The following is a 15,850-nucleotide window of genomic DNA, read 5'->3' on the forward strand; positions in this document are numbered from 1 at the left end:
GAACTCGGCACCTTCACTACACAGCGCCCCCTCACCCGCAGCACCGAAACATCTCGTTGCCGCGGTACGTTCAGCGACTGACGTCGCAGGGTGCGTGCAGGTCGCGTGCCCGTCACAGTTGCGCGAGGGCCTTTGCGATCCTCTTCTCCGACACCGGGTGGGCCGTTCCCAGCGAGTTCGCGTAGAGGCTGACGCGCAGCTCCTCGAGCATGATGATCACGTCCCGCCACTGACTGGGCACAGAGACCACGATCGTCGACCAGTCTGCCTTGGACAGTTCGGGGAATCTGTTAGCGACCTTCTTCATCACGGAGTCGGCGCTTCCGCTGACGCGGTCCATGAGCTGTTTGTCACGCATCGGCGAGTTCTGCATTCCGTCGATGCGAACCACCTCTGCCTGCACCCACCTCGGCAGGTCGCGAACCATCTGCCCGGACATCGCGGCAATCGACTCACCCGTGACTCGCGAACCGCGCCAAGCCTGCACATCGGCGAGGTTGGACAGGATCGCCAGGGACGAAGCCCTCGACACACGCCGGTCGAGTTCGGTCGTGGACCGCAGCGACTTCATCAGGTGAGGCAGCAGGCTCGAGCATATGTCGGTCAGCGTGGCCTGCATGGTGGTTTCGAGCCGTCCGAACTCATCGGCGTCTGCCACCCAGGCGGTCTCTGCTGGTCCTAATTCAGTCTCGACGACAGTGCGGATACCGGCCCTGATGAGTGCGTGGAGCATTTCGTCCGAGGACTTCTGGTGGCCGGCGAGGATGAGTTTCTCATCGGTCGTCAGTCCGTCCCGCAGGTATTTCAGTGACTCGTTCGTACGCAGGCTCAGCAAGGTGATCAGTCCCTCACGCGAGGCCAGGCGGGACTGGGCAGCTGTATCGAAGGCGATGAGGTCGACGCTGCTGCCACGGTCGGCCAGGCCCGGTACGGCACCGACGTCTGCCTCGTCTGGGTCAGTCAGTGTGGCGAACGACCATGAGGTCAGCCCGGTCTTGGCAGTGAACGAGGCTTGCTTCGCCCGAGCCTTGCGCACCTGGGGCTTCGCCGTCGCGGTCAGTTTGCTCAGATCCTCACCGATACCGACTGTCGTGGTCCCGTCGATGACTCGGAAGCGGATCCTCAGGTGCGGTGGAATGCGGTCGTGGTCGAAGTCCTCGGCGGTCACGGTGATGGGCACCAGGTCATTCAGACCTCCCCCGCCTGCGCGTTCGCTCAACTGAGCAGCGAGCACCTCGGGCAGAGCCCCGCGATAGGGGGTGAGGACCGGCAGGATGTCGCGGGCGACGTCCGGTGCTGGCACGAAGTAGCGGCGCTTGTTCTTCGGCAGCGACCGTATGTAGGCTGCGACGAGTTCCTCCCGCAGTCCTGGGACCTGCCAAGAGAATTCGTCGGAATCCACGAGGGGCACGGAGACTGCAGGCAGCTCGACGGTCACCCCGTCCTCGGTGCTGCCTGGTTCGAAGGAGTATCGCAGCTTCGCCATCGAACCGTCGACCAGTTCCCATTCCATCGGGAAGTCGTCGGCCACCGAGGCGGTCAGTTCCTCGCTGTCGTCGCTGAGCAGGATCGACGTGGTCAGATCCAGCAGGTGCGAGTCGCGACGCTTCTGCTTCTTCCACCAGGAGCGGAAGTCCGCCGCCGAGGTGGTCGTGGCCGGAATCCGCTCATCGTAGAACTCGAAGAGGGCGTCGTCCTGATCCAGGACCCTGCGGTTGCGTGTGCGTGAGGCCAGCGCCTCTGCCTCATCGATGACCGTCGCATTGTGGTCGAGGAATCCGAAGCGTTCGTGCCAGTCACCTTCGATGAGGCCCTTGCGGATGAACATGTCGCGCGCGGCCTCCCGGTCGAAGGCGCCGTATCCGACGCGACGGTCGGAGACGAGGGTGACGCCGTAGAGCGAGATCTTCTCGTAGACCATCGAGCCGCCGGCCTTCTTCGACCAGTGCGGGTCCGAATACTGTCTGGTCACCAGGTCACCGGCCGCCTCGACGACCCAATCGGGTTCGATCGCTGAGACGGTGCGTGCCCACAGCCTGGAGGTTTCGACCAGCTCCGCGGCCATGACGAAGTCGGGCTTCTTCTTGAACAGACCAGAACCGGGGAAGATCGCGAAGCGGGTGCCTCGGGCCCCCTGATAGTCCTTGTTGCGCTCTGACCTGGAACCGATCATCGACAGCAGCCCAGTCAGCAGGGCACGGTGAATGGCTGCGGCATGCGGGTCGAGCCGCGCACTGGCAGCACTCTGCCCGGAGCCATTCGCGTCGTCGTGTCCACCGTTCTTCTTCGCGCTGCGCTTCTGCGCACTGAGTTCGGCGAATCCGACCTTGCCGTTGGCGCTTTTCGCTCCTGTCGCCGCTGTGGCAGCGTTCGACGCGGACCCGGGCCTCGCCGCGGCGAGGCCATGGTAATCAGGAGATGACCCGGACGACGGAGATTTCTCGGCAGCAGACGCGTCGACCGGGCGCCACACAGTTTTGTTGACGCGGATACCGGCGGTTCCGAGCAGAGAGCGCAGCTGGCCGACGAGGTCCTGCCATTCGCGTATGCGCACGAAGTTGAGGAATTCGGCCTTGCACTGGCGACGGAACTTCGAACTCGTCAGCGTCGATTGCTGGTCGTCCAGGTAGTTCCACAAGTTGAGGTATGAGAGGAAGTCACTGCCCGGGTGGGTGAAGCGGGCGTGCTTCTCGTCGGCGGCGGCTCGCACCTCGGTGGGACGTTCGCGGGGGTCCTGAATGGACAGCGCAGCCACGATGATGGTGACTTCTCCCCCACATCCCGCCTCGGCGCCGGCAATGACCATGCGTGCCAGTCTCGGGTCGATCGGGAGCAGTGACAGCTGCCGACCGGTGGGGGTGACCGTGATCGTTCCGGCCTTATCGCTGGTCAGGGCACCCAGTTCGGAGAGCATGGTGCGTCCGTCACGGACGGCCTTGGCCTCCGGCGGAGTGAGGAACGGGAATTCGAGGATCTCCTTGTCACTCGACGCGAACCCGAGGTCGGTCATCTGCAGGATGACGCTGGCCAAGTTGGTGCGTAGGATCTCCGGGTCGGTGAACTCGGGTCGCGAGTCGAAGTCAGCTTCCGAATACAGGCGAATGCAGATGCCGTCGCTGGTACGGCCCGAGCGGCCCTTGCGCTGGTTCGCGCTCGCCTGGGAGATGCGTTCGATCGGCAGACGTTGGACGCGGGTGCGGTTGGAGTACCGGGAGATGCGGGCGGTGCCGACGTCGATGACGTATTTGATGCCGGGCACGGTCAGTGACGTTTCGGCGACGTTCGTGGCCAGCACGAGGCGTGGCCTGGAGTGGGGTTTGAAGACCTTCTGCTGTTCACCTGCGGAGAGTCTGGCGAAGAGCGGCACGACCTCCCAGTTGCTCAGGCGTGGCCGTTTGCGCAGGTGGGCCTCCAGAGCATCAGCGGTATCGCGGATCTCGCGCTCGCCGGAGAGGAAGACGAGGATGTCGCCGGGATCTTCGGCGCTGAGTTCGTCGAAGGCTGCGATGATGCCTTCGGTCTGTTCCTCCGGCCCAGTTTCGTAGCTTCCTGACTCCCCTGGTCCATCGACCTCGTCGTCTTCCTCGTCGTCGACGAGCGGACGGTAGCGCACCTCGACCGGATAGGTTCGGCCAGCGACCTCGATGATCGGTGCGTCGTCGAAGTGCGCGGCGAAGGACTGCGGATCAATCGTCGCCGAGGTGATGATGACCTTGAGCTCGGGCCGTTTCCCCATCACTTCTTTGAGGTAGCCGAGGAGGAAATCGATGTTGAGGCTGCGTTCGTGAGCCTCGTCGATGATGATGACTTCGTAGTCGCGCAGCAGTTTGTCCCGAGAGAGCTCGGAGAGCAGGATGCCGTCGGTCATGACCTTGACTCGGGTCGAATCCGCGACCTGCGCGGTGAAGCGAACCTGGTACCCGATAGTCCCGCCGAGGTCCTCACCGAGCTCGTCGGCGATGCGATCGGCCACGGTTCTGGCAGCGATTCGCCGAGGCTGCGTGTGCCCGATCAGTCCGTTGACTCCCAGCCCCAATTCGAGGCAGATCTTGGGCAGCTGGGTGGTCTTGCCCGATCCCGTCTCACCCGCGACGATGACGACCTGGTTGTCGCGGATGGCCGCGGCGATCTTGTCCTTCGCCGCGGAGACAGGCAGGTTGGCCGGGTAAGTGACATCGACCGACTGTGACCGGCGGGCGGCAGTCAGCCGTGCCCGGCGCTCCCGGTGACCGGCACCGGTGCTCTTGCGCCGCTGATTCTTCCGCCGAGGTTGCCGCTTCGGCGACTGCGAGTCCTTGGGTGAGGGCTGCGAGTCCTGCCGCGGTGATTGCGCGTCCTTGCTCGAGGTCGACGTTTCAGTGCGCGGGGTCGAGGATGCTGAGTTCTCATGTGCCATTTCAGTCCCAGCTTATCGCCTGCCCTGCCGAGGTAGGCACTTCCCGTGCGTGTACGCTTCCAGTCCCACGTGCGTGGACTCGCCCGGCAGCGGTGTTCGAAGGTGCTCAGGCGTTATTGGCCAACGACCGCAGCTTGGCGAGGTAGGCCTCCCAGTCATGGCCCTCCGGCATGTTCGGACTGCGCGGGTTGAGACCGACCTGCTCGTCGATGCCTTCGCGAACGATGTCGACCTGTCCTACATGCCGTGCAAGGTCCACGATGACGTGAACCATGATCTGCTGCAGAGACACTGCAGCCTTCTCCGCCGGCCAATGTGGAACCGTGCCCTGCGCATCGAGAGAATGCGTGTCGATGGTTTCGTCGGCGAAGGTCCACACACGTCTGTAGAAGTCGATGACTGATTCCGCCGATTCGCTCTCCGTCGCGTACCAGTCGGCCTGCGGATCGGCTTCGAACTGCTCATAGGAGACGGTCTCGGCTGGGTTCGGCCAAGGCCTGCCGAAGGTGTCGCCGAAGTACCCGATCTCCACATTGGCCATGTGTTTGACGACACCGGTGAGGTTGAGTCCTGTGCCCGTGCGCGGCAACCGCAGGTCACGTTCGCTGAGTCCATCGAGCTTCCACATCAGATCGTTGCGGCATGCCTGCAGGTGGTTCTTCAAGATCGTCTTCATCGCATCGTCGCGGGCCATGTATCAAGTCTGCCGCACCGGCGGGTAGAAGACCAGAGTCTTCCCGCCGGTGCGGCCGACCACATCTCATCCGCCCCAGAGCGGAGACAGGCTCGAGTAGAGCTGCTGAACGCCGAGGATGATGAAGAGCAGCGCTGTGATCGCCAGAGCGATATTGGTGTGCAGCTTGTTGGCCCACTTCTTCGGGATCCTCTGACCATTGAGAAGACCGAGCAGCGTGATCGCCAGGAACGGCATAAACAGCGATCCGAGCACACCGTAGGCCAGGATCAGACCGATCGGCTTGCCCAGGAAGAAGAGCAGCATGGGCGGGAAGGTCAGCCACAACACATAGAACTTGAAGTACTTTCCGCCGGTCAGCGTGTCAGGGTGACCGGCGGGCTTCTTGCGCATGTGTCCCCAGAAATCGGCGAACATGAGCGACACACCGTTCCACACTCCGATGATCGAGGAGAAGGACGCGGCCCAGAAGCCGACGAGGAAACCGATTCCGACCACATCGCCGTATTTGGCTTTGAGGACATCTGCGAGTTCGATCAGACCCTTGTCATCGGCAGAGATGGAGACTCCGGCTGCGCGCACGACCTCGGCTCCGACGATGAGCATAGCGATGACGAAGATTCCTGTCAGCACGTAGGCCATGGAGTTGTCGATGCGCATCACACGCATCCATTTGGGTGTGTGCCAGCCCTTCTCGCGCAGCCAGTATCCGTAGGCAGCGAGGGTGATTGTGCCGCCGACACCGCCGGCCAGAGCCAAGGTGTAGATGACGCCGCCTTCCGGAATCAGCGGGATGAGTCCGGTGAGCATGTCCGGAATGTTGGGAACGGCGATGATGGCCAGGCCCACAACGGTGACGAACATGATTCCGACGAGGGCCGCAGTGATCTTCTCGAAGACGGAGTACCGCCCGAACCAGACCATGGCGAAACCGGCCAGGCCCATGAGGATCGCCCACACTGTGAGGTTGACTCCCGGAAACAGTGCGGCCAGAGGCAGAGCGGCAGAACTCATCGCGGTGGCACCGTAGACGAATCCCCAGATGATGATGTACGGCCCGAAGTACCAGGTTGTCCACCGTCCCAGAGACGTCCAACCTTCGAAGATCGTCTTTCCCGTGGCCAGAGTGAATCGACCTGCGCCCTCAACGAGGACGATCTTGAGGATCACACCGACGATCACCGCCCACAGCAGGCCATAGCCGAACTGGCTGCCGGCCACGAGGGTTGCCACCATGTCGGCGGCGCCGACACCGGTCGCGGCCACGACCAGGCCGGGACCGATCACCTTCCATTTGGCTGGCCCCTCGGCCTCGGCCACACCCGTGCCTGCACCGGGGTCTGCCGCACCGGGGTCTGCCGGATCTCCGGGACCTGATGGCTGCGGCCTGTTTTCACTGTCAGTCATGTAGCGTCTTCACCTTCATCATCGGCTGCACCGCCCGCACCACTGACATCGAACTCACCGTCGCGCCCACATCGCACTACCGGCGACTTCGCGTCTGGAGGCGAACTTCAGCGGAAATCGTCGTACCTTGACATGGTATTCGACCACAGCAGTTATCCTCGATACGTGACCCACGACGACTCACGCAGCAGGATCGCCCGACAGATATTTCCCGACGGCGACGATCCTGATCCGCGTTTCACCCTCGCCAACGAACGCACTTTCCTGTCGTGGATCCGCACGGCGCTGGCATTCATCGGCGGTGGCATTGCGGTCGAAGCCTTCACCTCGGAGATCTTCACCTCTGGCCTGCGTGCGACCCTATCGATCGTGCTCATGGTCATCGGATTCATCCTCGCCGCCGGTGCGGCTTTCAGATGGCATCGCATCGAGTCGGCCATGCGCCACAAGACATCGCTGCCGCTGCCTCTCATCATTCCCATCGTCAGCCTGGCCACCGCGTTGGGTGCCGGCCTCCTCGTTCTGGTCTTCGCCGGAGTCCTATGACCACGCCGCGCCCCAGGCGGCCCCAGCCACATGCCGATCCGGGGCTGCAACCCGAGCGGACGACCCAGTCCTGGCTGCGCACCAGCCTGACGATGACGGTTGTCAGCCTCCTGTTCATCCGCTGGATCAACGTGTTCGAAGGGCTGTCCGTCGTGATCTTCGTCGTCTGCATCGCCTTGGCGATCGCCGCGATCGCCCTGCAGGTCAGGCGCTACCGCCTCGGAGCTGGGTCCATTCGCGCCGAACGGGGGCGTCCGACCCCCTGGGCGATCCTCTTCCTCACGAGCTCGGTCTGCCTCATCTCCGTTCTCGGAATCGCCTCGGTCATCAAGATCTCTCTCGACTGACATTCCTCGTTGTGAGACCGCCGTCCGGTTCCCATCCGGCGTTGCCTAAACTGGATGTCATGAAGGACGCACGTGAAGTTTCGACCGCCCCACTTGTCGCCGCAGGCCTCGTCGGCGGATTCCTCACCGCCCGCGAGACCGGGATCCGTCCGCTCGGCGGAGTGGTGCTCGCAGCCGCCGGTGCCTACGCGGCCCGCACCTGGTTCTCCAAGGCGGGCTGGCCCGTCGGCACGGCACTGACCTTGGGCTACCTCGGCGGGTTCGGAGCCTCTCATCCGCTGGCGAAGAAGATCGGTGCCTGGCCCGCTGTGTTCAGCGTCGCCGCCGTGACTGCGACAGCTGCCTATGTAGCCGTCGACTCTGCCACCACAGCCTGACCCCACCACCGTCTGCCTCGGCCTAAGCCGACTGATCCGGAAAGCGAGGACCACCGGTAGCCCATGCTGGCTGTTTTCGAAGGCTTCGCCGTCATCGCAGGTGTCATCCTGGTCGGATTCGTGCTGGGACGATCCGAAGTCCTCGGGCCCAACGGTCAACAGGTCATCGCGAAGCTGGTCTTCTATGCCGGCACTCCCACCCTGCTCTACGTCACCGTTGCCGACACCGATCTGGGGCTGATCTTCAACACAGCGCTCCTGGCCACGGGCGGGTCTGCCGTGATCGTGGGCGTGCTGCTGTTCGTGCTCACTCGATACATCCGCAAACGCAGCACCGGCGAGGCGATGTTCTCCGCCTGGGCCGTCAGCTACGTCAACATCGGCAATCTCGGCATCCCGATTGCGGCCTACGTCCTCCACGACATCGGATATGTCGCGCCTGTGCTGCTGTTCCAGCTGCTCATCCTCGCACCCGTCGGCATGGCCGTTCTCGACGCGGCGGGGAAGAAGAAGCACGATCAGCGTTGGTACTCCGGCGTGCTCCAGATCCTCCGGAACCCCATTGTCCTTGGTGCAGCCGCCGGTGTGGCCGCCTCGGCGACGGGCTTCGAACTTCCGCGCTTCATCTTCGAACCCATCGACATGATCGGCGCCACTGCGGTCCCCGGAGCCCTGCTGGCCTTCGGCATCTCACTCAAGGACGGTTGGGGACTGCCTGCTCCCGGAACCAGAAAGCAGCTGACGTACATCACGATCGCCAAGCAGGTCATCCAGCCTGCCCTGGCTTGGGTCATCGGCGGTCCCCTGCTGGGATACTCCGGCATCGCGCTGTTCGCCATCGTCGTCACTTCGGCACTGCCGACGGCGCAGAACGTCTACATCTACTCCATGCAGTACCGACAATCCGAGGCGCTCATGCGTGATGCCGTCTTCATCACCACCGTCCTGGCAGTGCCGACACTCGTGATCATCGCTGCCCTACTGGGCTGACGGCCCAGCCCCACGGAGTCGACCGCCACACCTTCTGGGTTGACCGCCAGACCCTTCTGAGTGGACCGACGGGCCCTGCTGGACTGCCCAACAGGGAGCCTGCGGGGCAGATATCGGGACGGCGGGCCACCTCGGCGATCCCGTTCGCCTCGGTGATCTGGGGGTCTGTGGCGTGTCGGAGCCCGCTTGCCCACCCGTGTCACTGACAATGGGAACGTGGCTGGAGACAAGAAGAACGAAACCGAAGACCTCCTGAGCAGGCGGATGAGTTCAGGATCCAGTAGTGCTGCCGAAAAGCAGACGGAGCCTCCGCTGGAGGCCGCGAACGATCCTTCGACCGACACAGAGGCGTTCGATCCGATCCGGGAGCCGATCGCCAAGGACGAACCCAAGCCCTCAACCGGGCCCGTCCGCGTGGCGCCTGCTCATTCGTCGCAGCCCCCCGAGACGGCCCGGACCCGCGAAGTTCCTGCCAACGCTCGCACTGCTGTGATGAGCGAGGCGGACTGGGCCGCCGTGACTCAAGCCGCGACGTCCACCGAGACTCATGACCCTGAGGTGCCCGAACGCCGTCGCAGCGTCCTCGATGTCATCGGCACCATCTGGATCACACTGGCCATACCGTTCATCCTCCTGGCCCTGGCCGTGCGCTTCGTCGCCTCCGGACTGTTCATCAAGTTCGAATACTTCCGCCCCGGATTCCCGGCCGACCAATTCGGCTTCGGCAGCGCCGACCGCGAACACTACGCCACCTATGTCATCGACTACTTGGCGAACCTCGACTCTCGGCGTTACCTCGCCGATGTGATCATGCCCAATGGCGAGCCCATCTTCATCTCCGAAGAGCTCAATCACATGGCTGACGTCAAGGACCTCATCTCACTGCTGTACCTGATTGCGATGATCGGCCTCATCGGCGCGGTCCTCTTCGGCCTCTACATGTCGCGCAGGCACGGCATGGGAATCCACGTCGGGCTGCGTTTGGGCGCCATCATCAGCATCATCGCCATGGCCGCCGCGGCAGTGCTGGCATTCCTCGGGTGGGATACATTCTTCCGCGGATTCCACAAAGTCTTCTTCTCCGACGGGACCTGGGAGTTCTACAGCGACGATTCCCTCATCCGACTCTTCCCGCCCCAGTTCTGGGTCGACGCGGGAATTGCCGGAGGCGGACTCTTCGTCCTCATGGCCATCGTCCTCTTCTGGCTCAGCTTTGCCGGCCACAAGAAACGCCGTGCGCTGAAGAAGGCCCGGCGAGAGGCCTGACCACGATGGGCATCGTGCCCAAGTGAAACCTGCGGACTCTGTCCGCTCCACGATTACGGCCGGGTGGTCTTTCCCCTTCCACCCGGCCGCAGCACATTCATCCCCGCAGCTCCGTACCGGGCGGCCCACTTTGGCAATGCCGTCAGCGTCCCCTGCCAATCCGGTCAGGAAGAAGTCGATTCCTTGCCGTCACCGATGATGGGCACTAGCGTCGAAGACGGAACTCGATTCAGTCGGTTCCACATCGGCGCACCTCACTGGTGCGACAGCGATTGCTTCGATCGTTGAGAGGAGCAGATCAATGAGCAAAGAGAACAAACTTCGCAAGGCGGCCGAGACACTCGACGACACCGTCGAACCAGTCGCCGGAACATCCGACATCGCCGACAGTGCCCACGTCGGATACACCGAAGATGAGTCGGAGGAGCGCCTGGAGGAGGTTGCTTCCGAACAGGGCGTCAATCTCAAGCAGAACCCCGACGGTTCGCACTCCGCTACAGATGAATCCAAGGCCAGGAGAACAGACGTCACGAGCGGCGACACCAAAACCGACGAGTTCCCCGCTTCTGAGCCGCCAGACTGATCGTGAGGCACACTCTCGGCGGCTGCACACCGTCGGCGGTGGCACAGTCGTCGGCGGTGGCACAGCCGTCGGCGGTTCTCAGTCGTCGACGGTTCTCAGTCGTCGACGGCGTCGCGTCCGCGGCGGACGATGATCGGGTCGGGTTCGTAGACGATCGAGGTGTCCTTGTCCTCGTAGTCGAACTGATTGAGGAAGTAGCGCAGCGCGTTGAGTCGTGCCCGCTTCTTATCATTGCTCTTGATGGTGATCCAGGGAGCATGATCGGTGTCTGTGCGACGGAACATCTCCTCCTTCGCCACGGTGTAGTCGTCCCAGCGATCCAAGGACTCGAGGTCCATGGGAGACAGCTTCCACTGTCTCACCGGGTCGATCTGGCGAATCGCGAAACGGGTCCGCTGCTCCCGCTGGGTCACGGAGAACCAGAACTTGGTGACGTGAATGCCGGAGTCGATGAGCATCTTCTCGAACACCGGGGCCTGTTCCATGAACGTTTCGTACTCGTAGTCCGTGCAGAAGTCCATGACCCGCTCGACGTTGGCTCGGTTGTACCAGGACCGGTCGAACATGACGATCTCACCATTGGTGGGCAGGTGACTGATATAGCGCTGGAAATACCACTGCCCCGTTTCCCTGTCTGAGGGCTTATTCAAGGCCACAACGCGTGCCGCGCGCGGATTGAGATGCTCGGTGAAGCGCTTGATCGTCCCACCCTTGCCGGCAGCGTCACGGCCTTCGAAGACGATGACGTGCTTGCGGTCGGTGTCTTGCCCCCAGTACTGGAATTTCAGCAGCTCCACCTGCAGCTGATACTTCTCAAGCTCGTATTCCTCTCGGTCCATGAGCTCCGGGTACGGGTAGCCCTCACGCCAGGTCTCGACCGCACGCCCCATCGGATCGATGAGATGCGGATCCGCTGTGTGTGAATCCTCGACCTGATAGCCCTCGATTCGAAGCTTGTCGATGTATTCGCGCAGATTCTCATTGAGCAGGTTGTTCACAGGCGCTCCTTCACATCGACAGCTATTGTCTTCGTCAGCGGCTTGGCCTCGTCATCTCGCGGTCGTCACCAATCTTCAGGCACAGTACTGAGCAAAGATGAACATCAGGTTATCCGATCGATGTCCTGTTTTGGAATGATCCCGAGGCTGAGGAGAGGCGCTGCCGCGACGATGGCGAAAGACAGCGGATAGCCGAACACAGTGATCAGCGCTCCGAATCCCGGACCCAAGATCGCGGACACGACGAACTGTCCGGTGTTCTGCGTGCCCATGGCCTTGCCCGACCATTGCGGGCCGGCAGCCTCGGCGACGGAGGCGAAGGCCAGCCCGTTGTCTGCGACCGAGACCGTGGACGCCAGAATGAACACCACTGTCGCTACCGCGGGCATCGGTGTGAGTGAGATCAACGCGATCGCTGCCACGAGAACGACGGCCGCAATGGCCACGATCCGCATCAGTCCGACCCTGGAGCCGAGCCGATCGGAGAGGCCGCCGACGATCATGCGCCCGATCGCTCCGACGATCTGAGAGGCCGCGACGATGCCGCCGGCGATGCCGACGCTGATGTGCTGGTTCGCGATGAGCCAGATGAGGCCGTAGGTGGAGAACGCGAACTGCGGGATCACCAGCAGCGCAGAGACGGCGTGGATTCGCCACAGGAACGAATCCATCCGGTAGGGATTGCTCGTCGCGGCGGGCGTCTTGTTCTCTCCCGACACCGAGGTGGTCACGGGCCGGGCATCATCGATGGACGTGGGTACGGGGGTGGGTGCCACCTCGGTGCGGGGAGGATCCCGGACGAGCCCGAAGCAGATCACGGCCATGACACCGGTGACGATGACGATGAACCACAGGTACCCGGTGAACCCACTGGATGAGGCGATGGGTGGGACACTCAGAGCGGCCACACTGGTACCCAGCGGCTGCGACATCTGTCTGATGCCCATGGCCAATCCACGCCGGTGGCGGGGGAACCAGCCCATGACCACGCGCCCGCTGGCCGAGTTCACGGATGCCGCGGCCGCTCCGGAGGCCGCGATGATGATGACCATACACACTGGTGAGCCGACCACGGCCACGGCCAGACCCGAAGCCAGAGCAGTCAGGGCGATGCCCAGCGTCATGGCCAGTCGTTCGCCGAACCTGTCGGCGAAGGCACCCCAGGCGATGAGGGTGAGGATGAGGCCGAAGCTCGGGGCTGCGGCCACGGTTCCGGCTTGAGTCAGCGTGTAGCCGAGGTCCGTGTGCATATACGGAATCAGGAAGGCCGGACCGGTGATCGCGACGGTGGCTGCCATCTGTGACAGCACTCCGATGACGAGGATCACCCAAGCCTGTCTGCTGGGCGGATTCTCTGTCATAAGTTTGAGACTAGCTGTCTCACATACTACTCGTCGTTGTGTCTCAGATCGCGGCGTCGGTATGGTCGCCGTGCCCCGGATCGCGCCAGTTCCCGGTACCCTATAAAGTGAGTGCTGGCGCCGTGGTAGCAGCTCCGGCACATCCCCCTATAGCCCAATCGGCAGAGGCAGTCGACTTAAAATCGATCAAGTGTGGGTTCGAGTCCCACTGGGGGGACATTTTTCGCCTCGCAACTCTCTGCCGGTCATTCTCACCCTGCCAGGCGCTGCACTCCTGCGTACAATCGGACCATTCGCCGACGGCAATCAAAGGAGATTCAGCGCCATGGCCGAAATCGTGCTCTACCATCACATACAGGGACTCACCGACGGGGTCGCAGCATTCGCCGAAGAGCTGAGAAGCTCGGGACTTACGGTGCACGTGCCCGACATGTTCGAGGGCCGCACGTTCGGATCCATCGAGGAGGGTTTCGCCTATGCCGGCGAGGCCGGATTCGACACGATCCGACAGCGTGGTGTCGCGGACACACCATCGTCGAGCTCCGGGCTCGTCTACGCGGGTTTCTCCTTCGGAGTGACCATCGCCCAGCGGCTCGCCCAAACCCGGGACGATACCCGCGGTGCACTTCTCATCGACGCCTGCCTGCCGGTCTCCGAATTCGGGTCGGCATGGCCTGAGAATGTGCCGGTGCAGATCCATGGCAATGAACACGATGAATTCTTCGCCGAGGACCTGCCCGCTGCCCGCGACTTAGCCGACTCCGCACCCTCGGCAGAACTCTTCGTCTACCCTGGCGATCAGCATCTCTTCGCCGATTCGTCCTTGGGTTCCTTCGACGCAGGAGCGACTGAGCTGCTGCTCGAACGGGTCCGTGGGTTCCTCGCAGCCATCTGAACGTCCAGCGCGAGCCTGAAGGTTCGCATCCGGCCGTTCGCCCGGGCAAGATGGTGACATGACGAATGTGCTGCTCACCCCGCAGGGTCCTCCTCAGTCCGTCGGCGATCTGGGAGATCCCAGCGTCGCTGCCACTCAGGGACCTGCCGTGCTCTTCGCAAATTCGGCCATCTCCGGCGAGGCCGACCAAGCTTCAGCACCTGAGACATCCCAGACAGGAAGCAATCTTGCCACGGGATCGAACCGCCCGCTCGCCTACCGTGAGGTCGACGCCGATTGGCACGAGCTCGGATACGAGGCAGCCGACCACTGGGAAGGCCTCTCCCCCGAGCTGCGCCAGCGGCTGATCGCCGACCGAACGGCGAAGCTCAGCCGTGAGGAGTACTCCGTCACCACCAGCGGTGCGAGCGCGTCGATGATCACCAGCAATTGGACGTACACCGGGTCTCCTCGCGTGTACCGCGTCGCGGGTGAGCTTCGCGAACTCGCCGAGGTGTTCGCAGTGATCACCGGAGACTGACTTCTGCCGGCGTGACTAGTATCGGTCGACGGTCGGCTCCTCCACGCCGTCCGAATCCCCCAATGTGTGCTCGAACGCCTGCGTCCAGTCCCCGTTCTCGACTGCTGCTTCAATGGCATCATTGACGGCACTGCGGAGTTCAACTTCTCCCTTGGGCAGGCCGATTCCATAGTGGTCCTCGGAGAAGGGCTGACCGACGACAGTCAGCTCGTCCCCGCTCTGCGCGGCATAGCCACGCAGGATTGCGTCATCGGTCGTCACCGCATCAACGGAACCCGATTGCAGGTCGGTCACACATTTTGACACCGTGTCGTAGGTGACGAGCTCTGCTTCAGGATGCTCTTTCGCCATCCTCTGTCCAGGTACTCCCCCGACGGTGGCACACACCGTCTTGCCGCCGAGGTCGTCGGGGCCAGCAATGTCTGAATCAGAGCGGACCATGAGATCTTGCCCTGTCGTGTAGTAGGGGCCGGCGAAGTCGACGATCTTCTTGCGCTCATCGTTGATGGTGTAGCCGGCCACGATGAGGTCGACATTGCCCTGCTGAAGAAAAGTGTCCCGATTGGCGGTCACAGTTTCGACCCAGTCGATGTCCTCAGGCGCGAAACCGAGCTGACCGGCCACGAGAGTTGCGATCTCGACGTCGAAGCCTTCTGGCGCTTCGGCTCCTGCCGTGAGGTTCCCGATGCCCGGCTGATCGTGATAGACCCCGATTGTGATGGAGCCCTGATCGTGTGCGCTCTTCCACGTCGGAGAAGCAGCAATGTCGGCGTCATCGTTCACTTCGTATGCTGGCCCGCCCTCACCGCCGTCGGGATCGGCCGGGGTACCGCCTTGACCACATCCGCTCAGGACCAGCCCGACCGCAGCTAACCCGATGACCCAGTTGACCTTGCGCATGCACACTCCCTTGTGAAATGTCAGCTGCTCCTCACCATTGAGCAGAAGTGATCCGATCCTACCGGTAGAACGACGGAGCGCATGACTGATCGGAGCACGATCGAATTGCTTCAGGAGCTGGGCAGCGTGCCCGCGTCCGCCTGCCTGGCTCGGCTGTCCGAAATGGCTGCCACATTGAGCTCCGCCCACCGACGCAGTGCGGCGACGGGTTCTTGAAGGGACCGCCCGAGTTCGGTCAGCGCGTATTCCACTCGTGGTGGAACCTCACCGAAGACCTCTCTGGTCACCAGCCCGTCTGCTGCCAGCGACCGCAGGGTAGAGGTGAGGACCTTCGGTGTGATCCCACCTATCGCCACCCGAATCTCGCTGAAGCGCTTCGGACCCTCGTCGAGGACGCTGATGATGAGGACCGTCCATTTGTCACCGACTCGGTCGAGGACGACTCGGGTCGGACATTCAGGATCGAAGGCATCGCCTTCCCAGGAACTGCTCATACTCATACCCCAATAGTATCTTTGAGGTACTCAATATCCAAAGGGTATCTTTATGGCAACAGCCGCTTCAACGAAA

15 protein-coding genes and 1 tRNA gene are annotated in these 15,850 nt (G+C 62.7%); 9 read left to right on the top strand and 7 right to left on the bottom strand.

The features are described 5' to 3' along the window. Nucleotides 1-112 precede the first annotated feature (112 nt). From hrpA to JTF07_RS10145, 3 genes are all read right to left on the bottom strand, one after another. A complete protein-coding gene (gene hrpA / locus JTF07_RS10135) occupies nucleotides 113-4,396 on the bottom strand; it encodes an ATP-dependent RNA helicase HrpA (protein ID WP_252199683.1) in 4,284 nt (1,427 codons plus the stop codon). Nucleotides 4,397-4,502: 106 nt separating this feature from the next. Continuing rightward, complete coding sequence (locus JTF07_RS10140) at nucleotides 4,503-5,090, bottom strand: DinB family protein (RefSeq protein WP_204234100.1); 588 nt, start codon at nucleotides 5,088-5,090, stop codon at nucleotides 4,503-4,505. Nucleotides 5,091-5,156: 66 nt separating this feature from the next. Continuing rightward, nucleotides 5,157-6,497, bottom strand: coding sequence for an Nramp family divalent metal transporter (locus JTF07_RS10145; RefSeq protein WP_204234101.1), 1,341 nt, complete (start codon nucleotides 6,495-6,497; stop codon nucleotides 5,157-5,159). A 132-nt stretch (nucleotides 6,498-6,629) separates the two neighbouring features. Between JTF07_RS10145 and JTF07_RS10150 the strand changes: the two genes are divergently transcribed. The 6 genes from JTF07_RS10150 (at nucleotide 6,630) to JTF07_RS10175 (ending at nucleotide 10,606) form a co-directional block, all read left to right on the top strand. Then, nucleotides 6,630-7,043 carry a YidH family protein gene (locus JTF07_RS10150; protein WP_204234102.1) on the top strand — a complete coding sequence of 138 codons (414 nt, stop codon included), beginning with the start codon at nucleotides 6,630-6,632 and terminating at the stop codon, nucleotides 7,041-7,043. Continuing rightward, a complete protein-coding gene (locus tag JTF07_RS10155; RefSeq protein ID WP_204234103.1) occupies nucleotides 7,040-7,390 on the top strand; it encodes a DUF202 domain-containing protein in 351 nt (116 codons plus the stop codon). The genes JTF07_RS10150 and JTF07_RS10155 overlap by 4 nt, the downstream gene beginning before the upstream one ends. A 59-nt stretch (nucleotides 7,391-7,449) precedes the next feature. Beyond that, on the top strand, nucleotides 7,450-7,767 hold the full coding sequence (locus JTF07_RS10160; RefSeq protein ID WP_204234104.1) for a hypothetical protein: 318 nt from the start codon (nucleotides 7,450-7,452) through the stop codon (nucleotides 7,765-7,767). 63 nt (nucleotides 7,768-7,830) lie between these two features. Beyond that, a complete protein-coding gene (locus JTF07_RS10165) occupies nucleotides 7,831-8,757 on the top strand; it encodes an AEC family transporter (RefSeq protein WP_204234105.1) in 927 nt (308 codons plus the stop codon). Between the two features lie 216 nt (nucleotides 8,758-8,973). After that, on the top strand, nucleotides 8,974-10,023 hold the full coding sequence (locus JTF07_RS10170; RefSeq protein WP_353843930.1) for a TIGR01906 family membrane protein: 1,050 nt from the start codon (nucleotides 8,974-8,976) through the stop codon (nucleotides 10,021-10,023). Between the two features lie 301 nt (nucleotides 10,024-10,324). Continuing rightward, nucleotides 10,325-10,606: a hypothetical protein gene (locus JTF07_RS10175; RefSeq protein ID WP_204234106.1), complete on the top strand. Its 282-nt coding sequence runs from the start codon at nucleotides 10,325-10,327 to the stop codon at nucleotides 10,604-10,606. A 95-nt stretch (nucleotides 10,607-10,701) separates the two neighbouring features. Here the strand turns inward: JTF07_RS10175 and ppk2 are convergent, their stop codons facing one another. Both ppk2 and JTF07_RS10185 read right to left on the bottom strand, forming a co-directional pair. Further along, nucleotides 10,702-11,604 carry a polyphosphate kinase 2 gene (ppk2, locus tag JTF07_RS10180; protein ID WP_204234107.1) on the bottom strand — a complete coding sequence of 301 codons (903 nt, stop codon included), beginning with the start codon at nucleotides 11,602-11,604 and terminating at the stop codon, nucleotides 10,702-10,704. 104 nt (nucleotides 11,605-11,708) lie between these two features. Then, on the bottom strand, nucleotides 11,709-12,965 hold the full coding sequence (locus JTF07_RS10185; RefSeq protein ID WP_204234108.1) for an MFS transporter: 1,257 nt from the start codon (nucleotides 12,963-12,965) through the stop codon (nucleotides 11,709-11,711). Nucleotides 12,966-13,108: 143 nt separating this feature from the next. On the opposite strand from JTF07_RS10185, the gene JTF07_RS10190 reads away from it, so the two are divergent. The 3 genes from JTF07_RS10190 to JTF07_RS10200 all read left to right on the top strand — a co-directional run bounded on the left by JTF07_RS10190 (nucleotide 13,109) and on the right by JTF07_RS10200 (nucleotide 14,380). Further along, nucleotides 13,109-13,182: transfer RNA gene (locus JTF07_RS10190), tRNA-Leu, on the top strand. A 108-nt stretch (nucleotides 13,183-13,290) separates the two neighbouring features. Next, the gene (locus JTF07_RS10195; RefSeq protein WP_204234109.1) at nucleotides 13,291-13,860 is read left to right on the top strand and encodes a dienelactone hydrolase family protein; all 570 of its coding nucleotides are present in this window, start codon (nucleotides 13,291-13,293) and stop codon (nucleotides 13,858-13,860) included. 58 nt (nucleotides 13,861-13,918) lie between these two features. Then, on the top strand, nucleotides 13,919-14,380 hold the full coding sequence (locus JTF07_RS10200) for a hypothetical protein (RefSeq protein WP_204234110.1): 462 nt from the start codon (nucleotides 13,919-13,921) through the stop codon (nucleotides 14,378-14,380). 15 nt (nucleotides 14,381-14,395) lie between these two features. Here the strand turns inward: JTF07_RS10200 and JTF07_RS10205 are convergent, their stop codons facing one another. Both JTF07_RS10205 and JTF07_RS10210 read right to left on the bottom strand, forming a co-directional pair. Beyond that, nucleotides 14,396-15,280, bottom strand: a complete 885-nt coding sequence (locus JTF07_RS10205) for a glutamate ABC transporter substrate-binding protein (RefSeq protein ID WP_204234111.1) — start codon at nucleotides 15,278-15,280, stop codon at nucleotides 14,396-14,398. Between the two features lie 110 nt (nucleotides 15,281-15,390). After that, nucleotides 15,391-15,780, bottom strand: a complete 390-nt coding sequence (locus tag JTF07_RS10210; RefSeq protein ID WP_204234112.1) for a winged helix-turn-helix transcriptional regulator — start codon at nucleotides 15,778-15,780, stop codon at nucleotides 15,391-15,393. Between the last annotated feature and the right edge of the window lie 70 nt (nucleotides 15,781-15,850).

Source organism: Brevibacterium sp. RIT 803 (assembly GCF_016892625.1).
In the GTDB taxonomy this organism is placed as follows: Bacteria; Actinomycetota; Actinomycetes; order Actinomycetales; family Brevibacteriaceae; genus Brevibacterium.

Bases quoted from the DNA above. Each gene is read 5' to 3' on its own strand.
- hrpA (WP_252199683.1), bottom strand. From the start codon at position 4,396: ATGGCACATGAGAACTCAGCATCCTCGACCCCGCGCACTGAAACGTCG.
- JTF07_RS10140 (WP_204234100.1), bottom strand. From the start codon at position 5,090: ATGGCCCGCGACGATGCGATGAAGACGATCTTGAAGAACCACCTGCAG.
- JTF07_RS10145 (WP_204234101.1), bottom strand. From the start codon at position 6,497: ATGACTGACAGTGAAAACAGGCCGCAGCCATCAGGTCCCGGAGATCCG.
- JTF07_RS10150 (WP_204234102.1), top strand. From the start codon at position 6,630: ATGGTATTCGACCACAGCAGTTATCCTCGATACGTGACCCACGACGAC.
- JTF07_RS10155 (WP_204234103.1), top strand. From the start codon at position 7,040: ATGACCACGCCGCGCCCCAGGCGGCCCCAGCCACATGCCGATCCGGGG.
- JTF07_RS10160 (WP_204234104.1), top strand. From the start codon at position 7,450: ATGAAGGACGCACGTGAAGTTTCGACCGCCCCACTTGTCGCCGCAGGC.
- JTF07_RS10165 (WP_204234105.1), top strand. From the start codon at position 7,831: ATGCTGGCTGTTTTCGAAGGCTTCGCCGTCATCGCAGGTGTCATCCTG.
- JTF07_RS10175 (WP_204234106.1), top strand. From the start codon at position 10,325: ATGAGCAAAGAGAACAAACTTCGCAAGGCGGCCGAGACACTCGACGAC.
- JTF07_RS10185 (WP_204234108.1), bottom strand. From the start codon at position 12,965: ATGACAGAGAATCCGCCCAGCAGACAGGCTTGGGTGATCCTCGTCATC.
- JTF07_RS10195 (WP_204234109.1), top strand. From the start codon at position 13,291: ATGGCCGAAATCGTGCTCTACCATCACATACAGGGACTCACCGACGGG.
- JTF07_RS10200 (WP_204234110.1), top strand. From the start codon at position 13,919: ATGACGAATGTGCTGCTCACCCCGCAGGGTCCTCCTCAGTCCGTCGGC.
- JTF07_RS10205 (WP_204234111.1), bottom strand. From the start codon at position 15,280: ATGCGCAAGGTCAACTGGGTCATCGGGTTAGCTGCGGTCGGGCTGGTC.
- JTF07_RS10210 (WP_204234112.1), bottom strand. From the start codon at position 15,780: ATGAGTATGAGCAGTTCCTGGGAAGGCGATGCCTTCGATCCTGAATGT.